The sequence below is a fragment of the Streptomyces iconiensis genome (genome assembly GCF_028657195.3).
In the GTDB taxonomy this organism is placed as follows: domain Bacteria; phylum Actinomycetota; class Actinomycetes; order Streptomycetales; family Streptomycetaceae; genus Streptomyces; species Streptomyces iconiensis.
On the sequence record NZ_JANCPR020000003.1, the window covers coordinates 1 to 18,161 of the forward strand.

Annotated in this window: 14 protein-coding genes and 1 pseudogene; 12 read left to right on the forward strand and 3 right to left on the reverse strand. The window is 71.5% G+C overall.

Annotation, left to right across the window (positions count from 1 at the left end; genetic code table 11):
* From NMN56_RS03045 to mmsB, 11 genes and pseudogenes are all read left to right on the forward strand, one after another.
* Window positions 1–249 (forward strand): annotated as a pseudogene (locus NMN56_RS03045) (hypothetical protein); the annotation flags it as partial.
* Between the two features lie 52 nt (window positions 250–301).
* Window positions 302–1,189 carry a thiopeptide-type bacteriocin biosynthesis protein gene (locus tag NMN56_RS03050; RefSeq protein ID WP_280842730.1) on the forward strand — a complete coding sequence of 296 codons (888 nt, stop codon included), beginning with the start codon at window positions 302–304 and terminating at the stop codon, window positions 1,187–1,189.
* 64 nt (window positions 1,190–1,253) lie between these two features.
* On the forward strand, window positions 1,254–4,208 hold the full coding sequence (locus NMN56_RS03055; protein ID WP_274042160.1) for a lantibiotic dehydratase: 2,955 nt from the start codon (window positions 1,254–1,256) through the stop codon (window positions 4,206–4,208).
* 23 nt (window positions 4,209–4,231) lie between these two features.
* A complete protein-coding gene (locus NMN56_RS03060; RefSeq protein WP_274042161.1) occupies window positions 4,232–4,372 on the forward strand; it encodes a hypothetical protein in 141 nt (46 codons plus the stop codon).
* Between the two features lie 301 nt (window positions 4,373–4,673).
* Complete coding sequence (locus NMN56_RS03065) at window positions 4,674–5,873, forward strand: lanthionine synthetase LanC family protein (protein WP_274042162.1); 1,200 nt, start codon at window positions 4,674–4,676, stop codon at window positions 5,871–5,873.
* Between the two features lie 229 nt (window positions 5,874–6,102).
* Window positions 6,103–7,269, forward strand: a complete 1,167-nt coding sequence (locus tag NMN56_RS03070; RefSeq protein ID WP_274042163.1) for a mandelate racemase/muconate lactonizing enzyme family protein — start codon at window positions 6,103–6,105, stop codon at window positions 7,267–7,269.
* Window positions 7,266–8,339 (forward strand): zinc-dependent alcohol dehydrogenase, encoded by a 1,074-nt coding sequence (locus NMN56_RS03075; protein WP_274042164.1) that lies wholly within the window; start codon window positions 7,266–7,268, stop codon window positions 8,337–8,339. Before NMN56_RS03070 ends, NMN56_RS03075 begins: the two co-directional genes overlap by 4 nt.
* A 251-nt stretch (window positions 8,340–8,590) precedes the next feature.
* Window positions 8,591–9,562 carry a hypothetical protein gene (locus tag NMN56_RS03080; protein WP_274042165.1) on the forward strand — a complete coding sequence of 324 codons (972 nt, stop codon included), beginning with the start codon at window positions 8,591–8,593 and terminating at the stop codon, window positions 9,560–9,562.
* A 1-nt stretch (window position 9,563) separates the two neighbouring features.
* On the forward strand, window positions 9,564–10,700 hold the full coding sequence (gene chvE / locus NMN56_RS03085; protein ID WP_430542452.1) for a multiple monosaccharide ABC transporter substrate-binding protein: 1,137 nt from the start codon (window positions 9,564–9,566) through the stop codon (window positions 10,698–10,700).
* Window positions 10,697–12,268 carry a multiple monosaccharide ABC transporter ATP-binding protein gene (gene mmsA / locus NMN56_RS03090; protein WP_430542453.1) on the forward strand — a complete coding sequence of 524 codons (1,572 nt, stop codon included), beginning with the start codon at window positions 10,697–10,699 and terminating at the stop codon, window positions 12,266–12,268. Before chvE ends, mmsA begins: the two co-directional genes overlap by 4 nt.
* Window positions 12,269–12,277: 9 nt before the next feature.
* On the forward strand, window positions 12,278–13,540 hold the full coding sequence (mmsB, locus tag NMN56_RS03095; RefSeq protein WP_274042166.1) for a multiple monosaccharide ABC transporter permease: 1,263 nt from the start codon (window positions 12,278–12,280) through the stop codon (window positions 13,538–13,540).
* A 313-nt stretch (window positions 13,541–13,853) separates the two neighbouring features.
* Here mmsB and NMN56_RS03100 read toward each other — a convergent pair whose 3' ends face one another.
* Entirely contained in the window at window positions 13,854–14,717 is an 864-nt protein-coding gene (locus NMN56_RS03100) for an SMP-30/gluconolactonase/LRE family protein (protein WP_274042167.1), read from the reverse strand.
* Window positions 14,714–15,487: an IclR family transcriptional regulator gene (locus NMN56_RS03105; protein ID WP_274042168.1), complete on the reverse strand. Its 774-nt coding sequence runs from the start codon at window positions 15,485–15,487 to the stop codon at window positions 14,714–14,716. The genes NMN56_RS03100 and NMN56_RS03105 overlap by 4 nt, the downstream gene beginning before the upstream one ends.
* Before the next feature lie 264 nt (window positions 15,488–15,751).
* On the opposite strand from NMN56_RS03105, the gene NMN56_RS03110 reads away from it, so the two are divergent.
* The gene (locus NMN56_RS03110) at window positions 15,752–16,573 is read left to right on the forward strand and encodes a 2OG-Fe(II)-dependent halogenase WelO5 family protein (protein ID WP_274042169.1); all 822 of its coding nucleotides are present in this window, start codon (window positions 15,752–15,754) and stop codon (window positions 16,571–16,573) included.
* Between the two features lie 74 nt (window positions 16,574–16,647).
* On the opposite strand, the gene NMN56_RS03115 is transcribed toward NMN56_RS03110, so the two are convergent.
* Window positions 16,648–18,147, reverse strand: coding sequence for an MFS transporter (locus NMN56_RS03115; protein ID WP_274042170.1), 1,500 nt, complete (start codon window positions 18,145–18,147; stop codon window positions 16,648–16,650).
* Window positions 18,148–18,161: the final 14 nt, after the last annotated feature.

Here is an 18,161-nt window from a genome sequence, read left to right on the forward strand (position 1 = left end):
GGCACCAGCACCATCGACGAGTTCGCCATGGAGGACGGCCGGATCAAGGAGGACACCCGGCGCACCTCTGTTTATCGTATGACAAATACTGGTGAGCCTTTCCGGAGGCCGGAGAGCGGGAATTCCCTTTTACAAGAGGGAATGGGGCCCGTGCCGATTCTGCCTTTTCCGGAGGGGGAGTCAGGAATTGCTGAACGTCGAGCGTTTGCTGGCCGACTGCTGCAAGGATGTACGCGCGGAAAGTGGTGAAGGTGCAGCGCATCCCGCCGTCTTCCCCGGTGTCACGGGATCGGCGGACGCTGTGGCGGCTGCGGAAGCGGCTGATGCCGAGGACCCGGCGTATCGGGAGATCCGGGAGACGTTTCTCACGGCCGGGCTCGCCGCGCTCAACACCCGTAGCAGAGCGGGGAGTTCGTGGACGCAGCATAATGTTCCGGCACGCCGTGGAGCGCTGCCCGAGTTGTATGCGCACCTTTCCGCGACGGTCGGCAGGGCCCGTCGGACGGGGCGCGTCGACGGGTTTTTCTTCATGCACAAGGAACCGGGTCTGCGCGTGCGCCTGCAGACGCGGTGCGGCGCCGCCGAGCAGCTGTGCGCAAGCCTTCCCGGGCGGTTGATGTACGGGCCACCGGTGCGGGTTCCCTATGAACCCGAGACCTATCTCTTCGGTGGCTCGGACTCCATGGAGCACGTACACGAGTTGTTCACGGTCGACTCGTTCGCCTGGCTCGACCAGCACACGCGTCCCGCGCGCGGTGCGGAGGCGCCCGCCGACTGGCGGCTCTCCCTCCTGCTGCTGCGCGAGGTCCACGCCGGGCTCGGCATCGTCGGCTGGGAGCACAGGGGCGTGTGGGAGACGCTGCGCAGCGAGGCGGGGCGCGGCCTCGGCACGCGTACCGACCCCGATGTGCGGCGTGCCGCACAGGGCATCGCGGCCTACTGGCGGCTGAGCCCCTCCGAGATGTACGAGGCGCTGCCCAGCACCTGCGTCCAGGACGTACGGGAGCAGGGCAGGGCGCTGCGCGAGGCGGCGGAGCGCTGGCGTACCGCGTACTTCGAGTCCGGGAGCGCGACCACGGGGCCGCGCACGGCAGCCGCGTACTTCACCGTCTTCCACTGGAACCGCGCCCGGCTCTCGCACGCCAGGCAGTCGCTCCTCACCGACGCGCTGGCCGACGGGAGGCACTGAGGTGACGGGGCGCTGAAACGGCTGCGCTGAGGCGACGGGGGAGCGGAGACGACGGGGAGCTGGGATGACAGGGGGTGCTGAGGTGACGGCGGAGCGGGACGGGGGATGGCTGGGCGGCACCGCGCTGGTGCGGCTCGCCGGTGTACCCGTGCGGATGTGGGAAGGGGCGGGCAACCAGGCGCTGTTCGCCAGAGCAGCGGAGCTGGCAGGGCTGCGCGGCGAACAGAGGGAACTCGCCGCCGCGCTCAGTGACCGGCTGGGAGCGGAGGCCGTGCCCGACGGCCGGCTGTCGACGGCCGAGCGCAGAGCCGTACTCGCGCTGCGGCGCCGGCTGTTCGCCGGAGACGTTCCCGCGCCCGGCTCGGCCGGCCTCGCACCGACGGGACGGCTGCGCGCACTGCACCCCGAACTCGCGGCCGATCTCGCCCAACTGGCCGCTTCAGCAGCCGTGTTGAGGACCGCGCAGCACGCTTTCGCCCGCCAAGTCGCCGCCGAACGCGACCGCGTGTGCCTCCTCGCGCTGGACCTCGTGCACTCCAGCGCCGTGCTGCGCTCCTTCGTCGACTCCGTCTCGCCGCGCCTCGTCCCCGACACCGAACGCCGCCTCGCGCGGGGCGCGAGCTGGACGGACAAGCCGCTGCGCAAAGCCGGGGCCGCGCTGTGGCGCGCGATCGGCAGATCCGCCATGAAGACCACGCCGCGCGGCTGGACGGGACAGCTGAGCGCGGTGCCCGTCGAGGCCCCGTACGGATACGCGGAGGCCGCCCACGGGCAGCACGGGGCCGAGAGGGCGGGGGAGCCGCTGCTCGTCGGCGCCACGGTCGGCGACCTGGCGGCGCAGGCCGTCGAGAACGTTCACCTTCTCGCCGCGGGGCACGCCGCACTCGATCCGGCGAAGCTGTCGCCTGAGACCCCGGTCGCCCTGACCCCGCTGCTCTTCCGCACGGCCGACGCCGCGGCCGGTACACCACAGTTGCGCTGCGCCGTCGTCGACCCGGCTGCCCCCACCACGCTGCGCCACCTGACGCTGCGCCGCACCCAGGTGCTCGACGCCGTGCTCACCGTGCTCGCCGACGGGCCCAGGACGCTGGCCGAGACGGAGCGGCTCCTCGCCGCGCGCACACCGTTGGGGAACGGCGGCCAGGAAGCGGCCCCGCGGACCGCCGTGCTGCGCGGTCTTCTCGGGCATCTGCTGCGGCTCGGCGTGCTCCAGGTGTGCGGGAGCCCGCGCGGGCGGCTCCTCCCGTGGACCGGGCCCGAGCGCGTCCGTGCCTGGCGGCGCACCCCGCAGCTGGTGCCGGACTCCGCCGACCCGGCCGCGTGGTACGTCGACAGCTACCGCACCTGTGCCGCCACCGTCCCCGCCGGCGCGGTGGACCGCGTCGCACGCGGGGTGCGCCTCGCGGCCCGCGTCCACGCGCTGTGCGAGCCCCACGCCGCAACGGGCACCAGCACAGCAGGGACGCGGGCACGCTGGGACCAGCTCCCTGGCGCCGCACTCATCGGTGAAAGCCCTCTGCCGCTGGGCGACCTGGTGTCCGCGCTGCTCCCGCCGGAGGAGTCCGAGGAGGGCGCCTCCCCTTCGCGCGGTCGGCCGGACGGCTCGGCCTCGCATGACCCGTCGCGCGGTCAGGCGGTCGGCTCGGCCTCGCGTGACCGGGCAGGGGGCCCCGTGAGACACGCGGGCTGGCGCCCCGCCGGGGTGCCGGGCTCCGGTTACGCGCGGCTGCTCGCGCACCTCGCGGCGCACCTGGACGAGGACCATGTCGACCTCGGCCCCGGCCTGCTGGACGCGCTGGGCGCACCACCCGCCGAAACCGCCCTCCCCGCCTGGCCGTTGGACTGCCTGCTGCGCCCTCTGTGCCGCCAGGACGGGGCCGGGAAACAGCCCGTTGCCGTACTGGAGTCGGTCTCGCCCGCCGGGATGGTCGACGCGCGGTTCGCCGAAGCGCTTGACGCCCTCTACGGCACGTACGGCAATGTCTCCGCCTACCGTGCCTTCCTCGCCGCCGTGGAACGGGAGTCGGGCGCCCGCTTCCTCGAACTGCTCGTCCCCCCGCTGGCCGCCCGCGCGGCGAACGCCGTACGCAGACCCGTCACCACATCCTGGTGCACCGGTGACCCCAACACGGAGCTGTACTACGGGCGGACGGTGGTCGCCGAGACCGCGCGTTCCGCTCCGCGCGGCGCCCTGCGGACGGGCGCCGGAGCGGCCGGGCCCGCCGTGCGCCACGTGCCGCTGGACCGCGTCACGCTGCGCCGCTCCGGCGGCTCCCTGATCGCGGAGGTGGACGGTGTACGCGTGCTGCCCGTCGTCCACGCCACCCGTACCGCCGTACCGCCCTGGGACACCGTGCAGCGGCTGCTCCGCGTGGCCGGGCACCCGGGCACCGGGTACGTCTTCCGCCTCGACGGGCTCGCCGCCGCCTTCCCGCGCGCCGCACGTGTGCCACGGGTGACCGTCGGCGGGGACCTGGTCGTCAGCCCTGCGCAGTGGCGCGTTCCGCGGGCGCGGATGTGGCGGCCGGAAGCACCGGAGGAGGCGAAGGTCATCGCGCTCGCCTCGCTGCGCAGGGCGTACGGGCTGCCCCGTTTCTGCTTCGCGCGCGCGACACCCGAAGGGAAGCCGGTGCCCGTCGACCTCGAATCGCTGCCCGCCGTGCACCTGCTGGAGCGGCTGTACGGCGGTACGTCCGACACCGGTCCGCTCCTGGAAGAGGCGCTGCCTGGACCACACGAACTGCTCCTGCGCGACGGCCGGAACGGGCGCGCGGCGGACGGCGTACGTACGGGGGCCGAGGGGCGCGACGGGCAGGCCGGTAAAGGCGGCAGCGCCCCGACGGGTACTGAACCGGGCACGGGCGCCGGCCTCGCCGCGCAGGTGCTGCTGCGCATGCCGCACGACCGCGCCACCGGCGAACTCGCAGCGCGCGCAGCCGCCGCACTCGGCGGCACAACCGACCTCCCCGGGGCACACGCGGCTGCCGCGCGTGCCACCGGGGTGGATCCCACCCATTAGAGAAAACAACGAAGGGAAACATCATGTCCGACGCGATGAAGACCGAACTCGACACCCTGATCGCCGACCTCGACACCCGGGTCACCGAGAGCGAGCAGGAGGAGGGCTTCTCGGACAGCACGCTGTGCACGGTCATCGTCTGCCAGTCGACGATCTGCAGCTGACCGCTTGGCCCACGCAGAACCGAGCCGCCCGGCCCCGCCCGGGCGGCTCTTCGTGAACAGGCACAGCGTGAACGGGCACAGCGCGACAGCGTGATGACCGCAGCGCGACCGGTCCAGCCTGACGACCACTGTGCGAGCCGGCACTGCGCGGCGCCCCTGCGGGACAGCCACAGCGCTGACCGGCCACAGCGCCTGACCGGCCACAGCAGCGTGACCGACCACCGGAGGACGGATGCGGCCAGGACACGGACACCCCCACAGCCTGACGGAAGACGGAAGCACCCAACTCACGGAGCACGCCGTGCGGTTGCTCGCTTCCTGGGCCGATGACGATCCCGACGGACAGTATGGCGCGGCGGCCACGGGCACCCGCGGCGCCGACCCCGGCGACCCGGGTGTACCCGTCCTGTGCGCCGTGGTGACCTCCGTCTCCCGGGACCGGCGGGCACAGGAGACGGTCGAGCGCGCCGCCACCGTGTGGGCCCGTTCCGCCGGGCGGGGCCGCGGTCATCCGGGGCTCTACGACAGCGGGCTCGCCGGGACCCTCGTCGGGCTGCGCATGGCAGCGCGGATCCACCCGGCGCTGGCCCCCGTCGGGGAACAGCTGGCCGCGCGCCTGACCCGACGCGTGGCCGAGGCGCGCCCCCGCCCGCCGGACCCGAAGGCGCCCGGTGTCACCTTCCCCGACTACGACCTCGCCCTCGGCCCCTCCGGCACCCTGCTCGCCCTGTGCACAGGCCAGGGCCCCCAGCCGGGCGAACTGGCCCCGCTGGTACGGAGGTTGGTGCGGCTCAGTGCGGGTGACGGTCTTCCGGGCCTGCGTGCCTCGTACGCGGGGCACCCGCACCTGGACTGGCTGGACGGCTGCGTCAACACCGGTATGGCGCACGGCGTCGCCGGGGTACTCGCCGCGCTCACCGCCGCCGTGCGCCGCCCGGGGCAGGCGCCGGCGGACGCGGCCGGAGCCCTGCGCAAGCTCGGCGCCTGGCTGGTGGAGGAGGCGTTCACCGACGCACGCGGAGTGGTCACCTGGGACGGCGCGGGCGCCGACGGGCGGCTCGCGGTACCGGGCGCACGGGCACGCCAGGCGTGGTGCTACGGGACGCCGGGTGTCAGCTGGGCGCTGTGGGACGCGGCCGACGCGGTCGGCGACCGGGCGGGCGCCACGTTCGCAGCAGAGGCGTTCACCTCTCTGGCCGAGCGGTACGACACGGATTTCCATCTCCTGGGCACCCACCTTGGCGACCGCCTCGCGCTGTGCCACGGCGCCTCCGGTGTGCTGGCCGTCGCCGACGCCTTCCACCGCCACGCGGGCCTGCCGGCTGCCACGGTGCTGCGCTCCCGCCTCCTCGCGTACCTGCGCACACGCCTCACCGACCTCGAAGCCCTGGCGGGAGAGCGCACCTCGCTCCTCACCGGCGCCTCCGGTGCCTGGAGCGCGCTGCTCACGGCTGAAGCGGACGCGGCCCGCGACTGGCTGCCGGCCCTGGGGCTGCGCTGAGTGCGGGAGCTGAGGTGCCGCGCCGAGGGTGCGGGCTGAGGGTGCGGGCTGAGGTGCTGCGCCGAGGGTGTGCGGGAGAGCGAGGGCTTTGCTGAGGAGGGAGGCGCTGGGCGACGCGCGCGACTCCCGTACGTGTCCTGCCCATTGACACCCGGTCACCCGCGTCCCTACTGTCACGACACCATTTCGAACGTGTGTCGAAATCTCGAACACGCAGGGAGTCGGCGTCGTGCGCATCACCCGAATCAGTACTCATGTGGTCGGAACCCCATGGAGGAACCTCACCTACGTCCAGGTCCACACCGACGAAGGGCTCACGGGTGTGGGGGAGACCCGGATGCTCGGCCACACCGAGGCGCTCCTCGGATATCTACGGGAGGCGGCGGACAACCACATCACCGGTTCCGACCCCTTCGCGATCGAGGACCTCGTACGCCGCATGAAGTACGGGGACTTCGGGCGCGCGGGAGAGATCGTGATGTCCGGCATCGCCTGTGTGGAGATGGCCTGCTGGGACATCAAGGGCAAGGCGCTCGGCGTCCCCGTGTGGCAGCTCCTGGGGGGCAGGGTCACCGACAGGATTCCGGCCTACGCGAACGGCTGGTACACCACCGAGCGCACTCCGGAGTCCTACCACCAGGCAGCCAAGGACGTCGTCGCGCGCGGCTACCGCGCCCTGAAGATCGACCCCTTCGGCACGGGACACCTCGAACTCTCGCACCGCGACACGCTCTACGCCGTCTCCCTCATCGAGGCCGTACGCGACGCGATCGGGCCCGAGGCCGAGCTGATGCTGGAGATGCACGGCAGGTTCGCGCCCGCCACCGCCGTACGGCTGGCCCGCGAGATGGCGCCCTACCGGCCCGCCTGGCTGGAGGAGCCCGTACCGCCGGAGAACAGCAAGGCGCTGGCGAAGGTCGCGGAGAAGGTGGACCTGCCCGTCGCCACGGGTGAGCGCATCCACGACAGGGCCGAGTTCCGTGAGCTGTTCGAGAGCCAGGCCGCCGACATCATCCAGCCCGACGTGGGGCACATCGGCGGGATCCTGGAGGCACGCAAGCTCGCGGCGACAGCCGAGACCCACCACGTGCTCGTGGCCCCGCACAACGTCGGCGGCTCGGTGCTCACCGCCGCCTCGCTGCAACTGGGCTTCACCACACCGAACTTCAAGGTGCTGGAGCACTTCAACGATTTCGCCGACGCGGAGATCCAGAAGGTGGTCAAGAACGCGCCACGCGTCGACCCGGCCACGGGCTGCTTCGAGATCTCCGAGGCGCCAGGGCTCGGTGTCGAGCTGGACACCGAAGCCGCGGCCGAGTTCCCGCAGACCGGTGCGCACTTCGACCTGTGGGCAGAGGGCTGGGAGACCCGCAGGCCCGGGGGAGGGGCGGCGTGACCAGCGCGGTCGTACTCGACGGGCCGGGTGCCTTCCGGCTGGCGCCGCACACCCCGCGCCCGCCGGGCCACGGCGAGGCACTGGTCAGGGTGCACGCGGCAGGCGTCTGCGGCAGCGACCGCGAGGTGTACGAGGGCAACAGGGCGCCCGGCTACGTCCGTTACCCCCTCACCCCGGGACATGAGTGGTCCGGGACCGTCGAGGCGGTCGGCGAGGGGGTGCCCGGCGCGCTCGTCGGGCGCGGAACGGTCGGTGAGGGCTTCCGCAACTGCCAGGTGTGCGCCCGCTGCCACGCGGGGGACACCACGCTGTGCACCGCGGGATACGACGAGACGGGGTTCACCGCACCGGGTGCCATGGCCCCCACCCTCACCCTCCCCGCACGGCTGCTGCACGTACTGCCCGACGGGGTGGACCTCACCGCAGCCGCGCTGCTGGAGCCCGCCGCGTGCGTGGCCGCCGCCGTGCTCAAGGCGGAACCGCGCCCGGGTGACCGTGCGGCCGTCGTCGGCGCCGGCACTCTCGCGATGCTCGCGCTGCGGCTGCTGTCCGCCGCCTCGCCCGCCGAACTGCTCTCCGTCGGCCCGCACAGCGAACTCGCCGATCGCGCCCACAAGTTCGGCGCCACCCATTACCGCACCGAGTCCGAGACGCAGGGCGGCACGGACAGCGCGGGCGGCGCGGGCGGTATGGGCGGCGAGGGCACGCCGGGGAGCGGCGCCCGCGTGCCCTACGGCGACTTCGACCTGGTGATCGAGGCCGGGGGTTCGGCAACGGCGGCACGTACCTCGGCCTCGCTGCTGCGCAGGGGCGGGAGGCTCGTCCTCACGGGGCTGCCCGCGCCCGGCGCGCACGGGCTCGACCCGGCCACGCTCGTCATGCGGCAGACGGAGGTGCGCACGGTCTTCGGCGCGGCTCCCGCCGCCTGGGCCCACGCCGTACGTGCCTTCTCCGCCGGGCTCCTGGACCCCTTGCCCCTGGTCACCCACGAACTGCGACTCAGCGAATTCCCCCGGGCCATGGAACTGGTCGGCGCCCCCGGCGTCGGCAAGGTACTGCTCCGGCCGTAGGCCCACGGCGACCGACCGCCGGCACGGTCGAGCCGACCCCCGGCACGCAAGCCGGCACCCGTACCGAAGCGCACACGCAGCACCCCCTACCGCAGCACCCGTACCGCAGCACCCGTACCGAAGCGCACGCACGTTGGCGCATGCACGTAAGCGCACCCACGTACGCACCACCGCACGCGACCACCGGCACGTAGCCACCGCTGCGTCCAGTACCACCGCCATCGCTGGCGCGTCCGACCGCGAGGAGTCCCATGCCCGCACCCACCACCACGCCCCGCCGCCCCGGCGAACCCGCGCTCGCCGCGCTGGGGCTCGGCACGCCCGAGCCCTCTCCCGCCGACGCCTCGGCGCACGCGTTCCCGGACGGGGGCCGCTGGCGTACCGAAGTGCCGTCCGTCGAGGGGCCCGAGGCGCTGTCCGTCGTGCTGGCCGAGGCGGCACGGCTGGATGTGCCGCTGCACCGGATCAGCCAGGGCAGCGGCGTCTGGATGCTCACCGACGCCGAACTCGGCGAGATGGTCGCGGCGACCAGGGAGAGCGGCGTCGAGCTGTGCCTGTTCACCGGCCCGCGCGGCACCTGGGACATCGGTGCCTCCACGCGTACGGACTCGGGCGGCGCCGGACTGCGCGCACGGGGCCACGACGCGGTGGCCGGCTGTGTCGAGGACGCGCTGCGCGCCACGGAGTCGGGCGTCAGCTGCCTGCTCGTGGCAGACGAGGGCGTTCTGTGGACCCTGCACAGGGCGCGCGCCGCCGGCATCATCCCCGCGGGCACGACGCTGAAGGTCTCCGCGCTGACCGGGCCCGTCAACCCTGCCTCCTACGCCGTCTACGAGCGCCTGGGCGCCGACTCGGTGAATGTGCCCAGTGATCTGACGCTCGCGCACCTCACGGAGATCCGCAGGGTCAGTGCGGCCCCGATGGACATGTATGTCGAGGCGCCCGACGACCTCGGCGGCTATGTGCGGATGTACGAGACCGCCGAGCTGATCCGGCGTGGGGCCCCGCTCTACCTGAAGTTCGGCCTGGCGAGGTCACCCGCCCTCTACCCGTCCGGGCACCATCTGCGCGACACCGTGCTGGCCACGGCACGTGAACGTGTCCGCAGAGGCCGCTTGGTGCTGGACCTGCTGGCACGGCACGGAGCCGACGGGGCCATGTCGCCGCTCGGTGCCCGGCTGCCAGGACCCCTCACCCGCTTCCCCCTGAAGGGAACTGACTGACATGCCCTCTCCCACACGCCGCGCCACGGCCACGCGCCGTGCCGCCATGGCGGCAGCCGCCGTGACCACGTGCGCCCTTCTGCTGACCGCCTGCGGCCAGGAGGCCCGTGGCGGCAGCCGCTACCAGCCCGAGAAGGGCAAGGGCGGCACCATCGGCCTCGCGATGCCCACCAAGTCCTCCGAGCGGTGGATAGCCGACGGCAAGAACATGGCCAAGCAGTTCAGGGAGGCCGGCTACAAGACCGACCTCCAGTACGGCGACGACAAGGTCGAGAACCAGGTCGCGCAGGTCGAGAACATGATCACCCAGGGCCACCGGCTCCTGGTGATCGCCGCCATCGACGGAGCGGCCCTCACGGACGTCCTGGAGAAGGCGCACGACGCGGGCGTGCCCGTCATCTCCTACGACCGGCTCATCCTCGGCACCAAGAACGTCGACTACTACGCCTCGTTCGACAACGAACGCGTCGGCGAACTCCAGGCCCAGTACCTCCTGGACCGGCTGAAGCTGAAGCGCCCCGACGACGACGCGAACGAGCACTTCAACATCGAGCTGTTCGCGGGCTCGCCCGACGACAACAACACCAAGTTCTTCTGGAACGGCGCGATGAAGACCCTCAAGCCGTTCCTCGAATCCGGTCAGCTCGTCGTGCGCAGCAAGCAGACGAAGATGAACCAGGCCACCACCCTGCGCTGGGACGGCGGTACGGCGCAGAAGCGCATGGACGACCTCATCAGCAAGCACTACGGCAGCGCCGAGGTCGATGCCGTGCTCTCCCCGTACGACGGGATATCGATCGGCATCATCTCCGCGCTCAAGAGCGCCGGTTACGGCACCAAGCGCCAGCCGCTGCCGCTGGTCACGGGCCAGGACGCCGAGCTGGCCTCGGTCAAGTCGATCGTCGCGGGCGATCAGACGCAGACCGTCTTCAAGGACACCCGCAAGCTCGCCCGGCAGGCCGTGGCGATGGGCGACGCCGTACTGACGGGCAAGAAGCCGAAGGTCAACAACACGACCGACTACGACAACGGCGAGAAGACCGTGCCCTCCTTCCTTCTCAAGCCCGTATCCATCGACAAGAAGAACACCCAACTCCTCGTCGACGAGGGCTACTTCAAGAAGGGGCAGCTCAAGTGAGCGCGGCAGCGGCGCCGGAGCGGCCCGTACTCGACATGCGCGGCATCACCAAGTCGTTCCCCGGCGTCACGGCGCTGTCCGAGGTGGATCTGACGGTGCGGCCCGGCGAGATCCACGCCGTCTGCGGGGAGAACGGCGCGGGCAAGTCAACGCTGATGAAGGTGCTCAGCGGGGTGCACCCGCACGGCAGCTACGAGGGCGAGATCCTGTTCGAGGGCGAGCCCGTCACCTTCCGCGACATCAGGGCCAGCGAGCGCGCCGGCATCGTGATCATCCACCAGGAACTCGCGCTCGTGCCGTTCCTGTCGATCGCGGAGAACATCTTCCTCGGCAACGAGCGCACCAGCGGGCGCTACCGCGTCGACTGGAACGCCACCCTGCGCAGCGCGGGCGAACTGCTGGAGAGAGTGGGGCTGCGCGAGAAGCCGCAGACACCCGTCGCCGACATCGGCGTGGGCAAGCAGCAGCTTGTGGAGATCGCCAAGGCGCTCTCCAAGGAGGTGAAGCTGCTCATCCTGGACGAGCCGACCGCGGCGCTCAACGACGAGGACAGCGCCCAGCTCCTCGGCCTGATCATGGAGCTGCGCGACCAGGGGGTCGCCTGCATCGTCATCTCGCACAAGCTCGGCGAGATCCGGCGGGTGGCCGACACGGTGACCGTCCTGCGTGACGGGCGCAGCGTCGAGACCCTGACGGTTCGTCACAGTGCGGAAGCTGAGCCCGAGTTGTCCGAGGAGCGGATCATCAAGGCGATGGTCGGCCGCGACCTGGAACACCGCTTCCCCGAGCGCACCACCTACGAGGGCGCGCACGAGACCGCGCTCGAAGTGAACGGCTGGACCGTACGGCACCCCGTCGACCACCAGCGCAAGGTCGTCGACGACGTGTCGCTCACCGTACGGCGCGGCGAGATCGTCGGCATCGCGGGCCTCATGGGCGCGGGCCGCACCGAACTGGCCATGTCACTGTTCGGCCGCTCCTACGGCCGCTACGAGGCGGGAACAGCGCGCGTGAACGGGCGCGAGGCGCCGCTCAAGACGGTCCCCGACGCGATCAGCGCGGGCCTCGCCTATGTCACGGAGGACCGCAAGCAGTACGGCCTCAACCTCATCGACACCATCAACCGCAACGTCTCCCTCGCCTCCCTGTCCGGCATGACCCGGCGCGGCGTCGTGGACGAACACCACGAGCGGTCCGTCGCCGAGAAGTACCGAACCTCCATGAACATCAAGGCGCCGTCCGTCGAGGAACAGGTCGTCCGGCTCTCCGGCGGCAACCAGCAGAAGGTCGTGCTGAGCAAGTGGATACACGCCGATCCCGACGTGCTGATCCTGGACGAGCCGACCCGCGGCATCGACGTCGGTGCGAAGTTCGAGATCTACACCGTCATCGACCAGCTCGCCGCGCAGGGCAAAGCCGTGCTCTTCATCTCCTCCGAACTGCCGGAGCTGCTCGGCATGTGCGACCGCATCTACACCATGGCCGAGTCCCGGCTCACCGGTGAGGTCGCGCGTGCCGACGCCACCCAGGAAGTCCTGATGCGCCAGATGACCATGACCAGAAGCTGAGGCCCCGCCATGACCACCTCCACCTCACCCACACCCCCCGCCCCACAGGACTCCCCGGGCTCCCCGGGCCAAGGAGGCCCGCTGCCCGAAGCGGCCCGCAGCGCCTGGGCCCTGCTCGTCAGCGGAATGCGCGCCAACATGCGGCAGTACGGCATGCTGATCGCGCTGCTCTCCATCGTCGTGCTCTTCCAGATATGGACCGACGGCACGCTGCTGCTGCCGAACAACGTCTCCAACCTGATCCAGCAGAACGGCTACATCCTTATCCTCGCCATGGGCATGATGATCGTCATCATCGCCGGGCACATCGACCTGTCGGTCGGCTCCCTCGTCGCCTTCGTCGGCGCCATGTCCGCCGTGATGATGGTCAAGCACGACATGCCATGGGTGCTCGCGCTCGTGTGCGCGCTGCTCATCGGGGCCGTCGCCGGGGCCTGGCAGGGCTTCTTCATCGCCTACGTCGGCATCCCGTCGTTCATCGTCACGCTCGCCGGGATGCTGCTCTTCCGCGGCCTCACGCAGATCGTGCTGGAGGGGCAGTCGCTCTCCCCGTTCCCCAGCGGCTTTCAGGACCTCGCCAAGGGCTTCATTCCCGAGATGGGCCCCTACACCCAGTACCACAACCCCACCCTGGTGATCGGTCTGGTCGCGCTCGTCATCCTGCTGGTGCGTGAATACCGCGACCGCAAGCGCCAGTTGTCCTTCTCGCTCGACGTGCTGCCCACCGGGCTGTGGGTCACCAAGTGCGTGGCCATCACCGCGGCCGTCGCCGCCTTCACGCTGACCCTCGCCAGCTTCCACGGCGTGCCCATCGTGATGCTGGTGATGTGCGTGCTGCTCATCGGACTCGGCTACGTCATGCGCAACGCCGTCTTCGGTCGGCACGTTTACGCTCTTGGCGGCAACAAGGCGGCGGCGAAGCTGTCCGGGGTCAAGGACAAGCGCGTCACCTTCCTCGTCTTCGTCAACATGGGTGTGCTCGCCGCGCTGGCCGGCTGCGTGTACGCTGCGCGGCTCAACGCGGGTACTCCGCAGGCCGGGCTCAACTTCGAACTGGAGGCCATCGCCGCGTCGTTCATCGGCGGCGCGTCCATGAGTGGCGGCGTCGGAACGGTCATGGGCGCGGTCATCGGCGGGCTCGTCCTCGGCGTCCTCAACAACGGCATGTCACTCGTCGGCATCGGCACGGACTACCAGCAGGTCATCAAGGGGCTTGTGCTGTTGGCTGCCGTCGGCTTCGACGTGTGGAACAAGCGGAAGGCTGGGCGCTAACGCCTTTGCGGCTCGCGCCTATGCCGTTCGCGCCTATGCCGTTCGCGCCTATGCGGGGGCGCCCCCTGTCTGTCTGCCGGGCAGGGGGTGTCCCTTGCTGTGCGTTGCGGGCTGCCCGCCTCGTCTGCCGGCCAGGGGGTGCCTCTTCCTGTGCGTTGCGGGCTGTCCGCGCGTCGTGGCTGGTCGCGCAGTTCCCCGCGCCCCTTCGGGGCGCCCTTGTCCGCCCCCCTGCATTGCAGCGGTTGGGAGGTCTGCGCCGGAGGCGCAGGGCTGGCAAGCGCAGCCCCCACGCGGGGTACGCATGACGAATCGTTCAGCCCGCGAAGGCCGGTTGGGGGAGGCCCGTTCCCGCGTCGGGTAGCACCAGTAGGGAGCCGGACAAGGGGTGCGGGGCTGCCTGGCCGGTGCGGGCCGAGGTGATGTAGAGGTCGCGGAGGTGGGTGCCGCCGAAGGCGCACGCGGTGGGGCGGGCGACGGGGAGCGGGAGTACGCGGTCGAGCACCCCGGCAGGGGTGTAGCGGCGGAGGGCCGCGCCGTCCCACAGGGCGACCCATACGCAGCCGTCCGCGTCGACGGTGAGGCCGTCGGGGAAGCCCGCGCCCTCCTCCACGGTGGCCAACGGGCGCCGGTCCACCGGCAGTCCGTCCTCGCCCAGGTCGAGCACGTCGATACGGCGCGTCGGGGTGTCGACGTAGTACGCGCGCGACCCGTCCGGGCTCCAGCCGGTGCCGTTGCTGACGGTGACCTGCCCGAGGACGGTGTGCGCCGTGCCGTCGGGTGCCACGCGCGTCAGCGCCGCGCCGCCCGGCGTCTCGTCGTAGTACATCGTGCCCGCCCACAGCGAACCGTCGGGCGCCACGGCCGCGTCGTTGCCGCGGCGTCCTGGCACCGGGTCGCGCAGCAGCCAGCCGAAGGTGCCGTCGGGGTCGTAACTGCCCACGCCGTCGCGGAGGTTGACCACCAGGCCGCCGCCCACGCGCGGCTTCGCCGCACCCACGTGCTGCTCCGTCGCCATGACGGTGCGGTGGCCTGTCGCGGGATCGTACGTGTGCACGCGTGCGCCGAGGATGTCCACCCACAGCAGCCGCCCGGCTGCCGGGTCCCATGTCGGCCCCTCACCGAGCGCGGCGTGTTCACGGACCGCGACCTCGATCCCGTTCCTGCCGTGCGCGCTCATGACACCCCCCGGTGGCCGAGCCGCTCGGAGAGCCGGGCCGCGCCGCGTTCGACCAGCGGTTCCAGTCCGGTGCGGCGCTCCTCGCTCCAGCGGATCATGGGAACGGCGATGGACAGCGCGGCGACCACGCGCCCCGAACGGTCCCGGACCGGTGCCGCCACACAGCTCACGTCCGGGTTCGACTCGCTCTCCTCCACGGCCAGGCCCCTCTCTCTGATGCCGGCGAGCGCCGAGCGTAGCGTGGCGGGGTCCGTGAGGCTGTTGGGCGTCATCGCGACCAGCTTCGTGCCGTCCGGAATCCGCTCGGTCAGCTCCTCGTCGGGAAGCGAGGCGAGCAGCATCTTGCCCACGGCTGTGCAGTGCGCCGGCAGCCGCCGGCCCGCTGCCGAGACCATGCGCACCGCGTGTGTGGAGTCGACCTTGGCGACGTAGATGACGTCCGTGTCCTCCAGGATCGCCACGTGTACGGTCTCGTCGCACGTTTCCGCCACGGACCGCGCCACCTGCTGCCCCTCGGCCGCGAGGTCCAGCTGCTCCGCGTACCTGCTGCCCAGCTGATAGGCGCGCACCCCGAGCCGGTAGTGCCCCGGCTGGTCGGAGACGGGTACGAGATACGCCCGTGCCACCAGCGTGTTCACCAGCTCGTGCACCGTCGTGCGCGGCAGCTCCAGGCGCCGCACGATATCGGGTGCCGACAGCGCGCCGCCCCCGTCGAGAAACAGCTCCAATATGTCGAATGCCCGGACCACCGCGGGCACGAGACGCCCCATGTCCACCCCACCCTGTTCGAAATTTCAACAGCTGCCCGACAACACGAACAGCACGTTCATCCTAGGGCCTGTTCCGGACACGTACATGGGCCGGGCGGTGCCTGTGTCCCGCGTCGTGGGGCCGCTGCCCGCTCGCACTGCGCGCGTGGACGCCCTGTGCCACTGTGGAACGGGAGCTTCAGCGGGGGACCGGCACGGGCCCGGGGGCCGGGAGCGGACACGGGGCCTGGAGAAGCGCTGCGGGGGCGGTGGAGGAGAACGGTGATGGCCGACATCTCATCTGTCCCCTCGGTCTCGTCGGACCCCGATCCGCTGTTCGCGCTGGAGGAGACCGACGCGTTCACGGAGCGCCACGTCGCCACGCTCGCAGCGGGTACGGCGGGTGCCGTACGGGCCTCGGGGTTCTTCGGCCGCGACGCGTGCGAGCGCGCGCTCGACGCCGTGCACGCGCTCCCGCCGGACCGGAACGACCCCGCGCGCGTACCGCTGCGCGCCTTCAGGTTCGGGCCGCTGCTCAACGACTACAGAACGGGCTGCGGCGGCCTGGACGAGCGCTCCTACTGGAGCGCGGCCGACCGCGCACGCGGCGTGCGGGACCAGGCGGCGCTCCGTACCGACCCCGTCACCGAGGCGCTGGAGCGTCTCGCCGCGGCATGGGGCACCCGCCCGGAACCCGCGACCATCGGCGGACGCCCGGTGTTCGGCGGCACCGTACGGGGGATCACGAACGGTGCGCTGATCCATCTCGACGAGCTGGTACGCGAGTACCCGGACGGCATCTTCGACCAGCAGGTCACCGCGCAACTCGCCTTCAACGCGTGGGTCCGCGCACCCGAGAGCGGCGGGCACACCACGGTGTGGCGCCGCCGCTGGCACCCGGCCGACGAGGCGCACAGGGAAGCCGTCGGCTATCTGCCCACCGTGGTGGACAACTGCCAGCACCTGCGCGCCCGTCCGGCCCCCGGCGCCGCACTGCTCTTCAATCCGGCCAACATGCACGCGGTCGAACCCTGCGAAGGACACAGAGTCGTGATCGCCTTCTTCCTGGGCCTCACCACGCAGGGCCGGCTGATCTACTGGAGCTGACACGCCCGTCCGCTGGAGCTGACACGCCCGCACGAACGGGCCCGCCGGCGTGGCACGTTGCTGCCGTAGGGACCTTAGTGCGGGTTGTCGGTGGGGCGGACGGTGGGCGGCACCCAGGCCCAGGCCATGGCCGCGGCGACGAGCGCGAGCGCGCCGCCGGTGAGGAAGGCGGGGGTCATGCCGTGGGTGTAGGCGTCGGAGACCTTGGTGAGGAGTTCGCCGCCCGCTCTGCCGCCCAACTCCTTGGCCGCGTGCGCTGCTTCGCCGATGGAGTCGCGTGCGGAGGCGGGAACGCCGGCCGGGAGCCCCGAGCGGTAGAGGGCCGCTGCGAGGGAGCCGAGGGCCGCGACGCCCAGCGCGGCCCCCAGTTCGTAGCAGGTCTCGTCGATGGCGGCTGCGCCACCCACGTTGTGCTGGGGCGTGACGGCCATGAGGGTGACCGAGGCGACGGTCGTGGCGATGCCGGAGCCGAAGCCGAGAAGGGCGAGGGCGACGGCCATGGTGGGGTAGCCCAGTGTGCCGTCCGCCGCGTGCTGGACGGTCCACGGCAGCCCGAGCCCGATGGCCATCAACACCAGTCCGCTGCCCATCACATGGCGTACGGGAATGGCGTGCATGAGCTTGGGTGTGATGACCGAGGTCACCGTGAGCGCGAGCGGCGCGGGCAGCAGCCGTACGCCTGCCTCAAGCGGGGAGTACTCCTCGGCGTACTGGAACCACTGCGTCAGCAGGAAGAGCATGGCACCGAGGCCGACCATGCCCAGGAAGATGACGACGGTCGACAGCGCGAAGGCGCGGTCGGCGAAGAGCCGCATCTCCAGGATCGGGTGTTCCAGGCGCAGTTGCCTGCGTGCGAAGACGGTGAGCAGGACGGCGCCGACGGCGAGCATCACCCAGGGCAGCGGCGCCGTGATCCCGGCCTTGCCGAGCTGCTTGATGCCACCGGCGAGGGCGACCATGCCGACGACGGACAGCGCCACACCCCACCAGTCCCAGCGGCCCGTGCGCGGGGAGTACGACTCGGGCAGCAGCCACGCGCCGAGCGCGATCACGGCCGCTGCCACGGGAATGTTGAGCAGGAAGGCGGCGTGCCAGCCGAAGTCCTCGACCAGCAGCCCGCCCACGACGGGGCCCAGCGCCAGGCCGCCGCCCATGACGGCGCTCCATACGGCATAGGCGAACGCGCGTTCCTTCGCGTCGGTGAAGACGTACCGCAGGATCGACAGGGTCGCCGGCATGATCGCAGCGCCGCCCACGCCCAGCAGCGCGCGCGCCGCGATGACGTGCCATGCCTCGGTGGCGAGCACGGCACCCAGCGAGGCCAGCGCGAACAGCGCGAACCCCCCGAGCAGCAGCCGCTTGCGCCCACTCCTGTCGCCCAGCGCACCGGCCGTCACCAACAGGCCGGACAGCGCGAGCGAGTACGCGTCGATGATCCACAGCTGTTCCACGGAGTCCGGCTGGAGGTCCGAGACGAGGGAAGGGAACGCGACGTTGAGGATCGTGGTGTCCATCGCGATCAGCAGCAGACTGCCGGACAGGATGCCGAGGATCAGCCAACGTCGCTCGGTCACGCTTTTATCGGGAA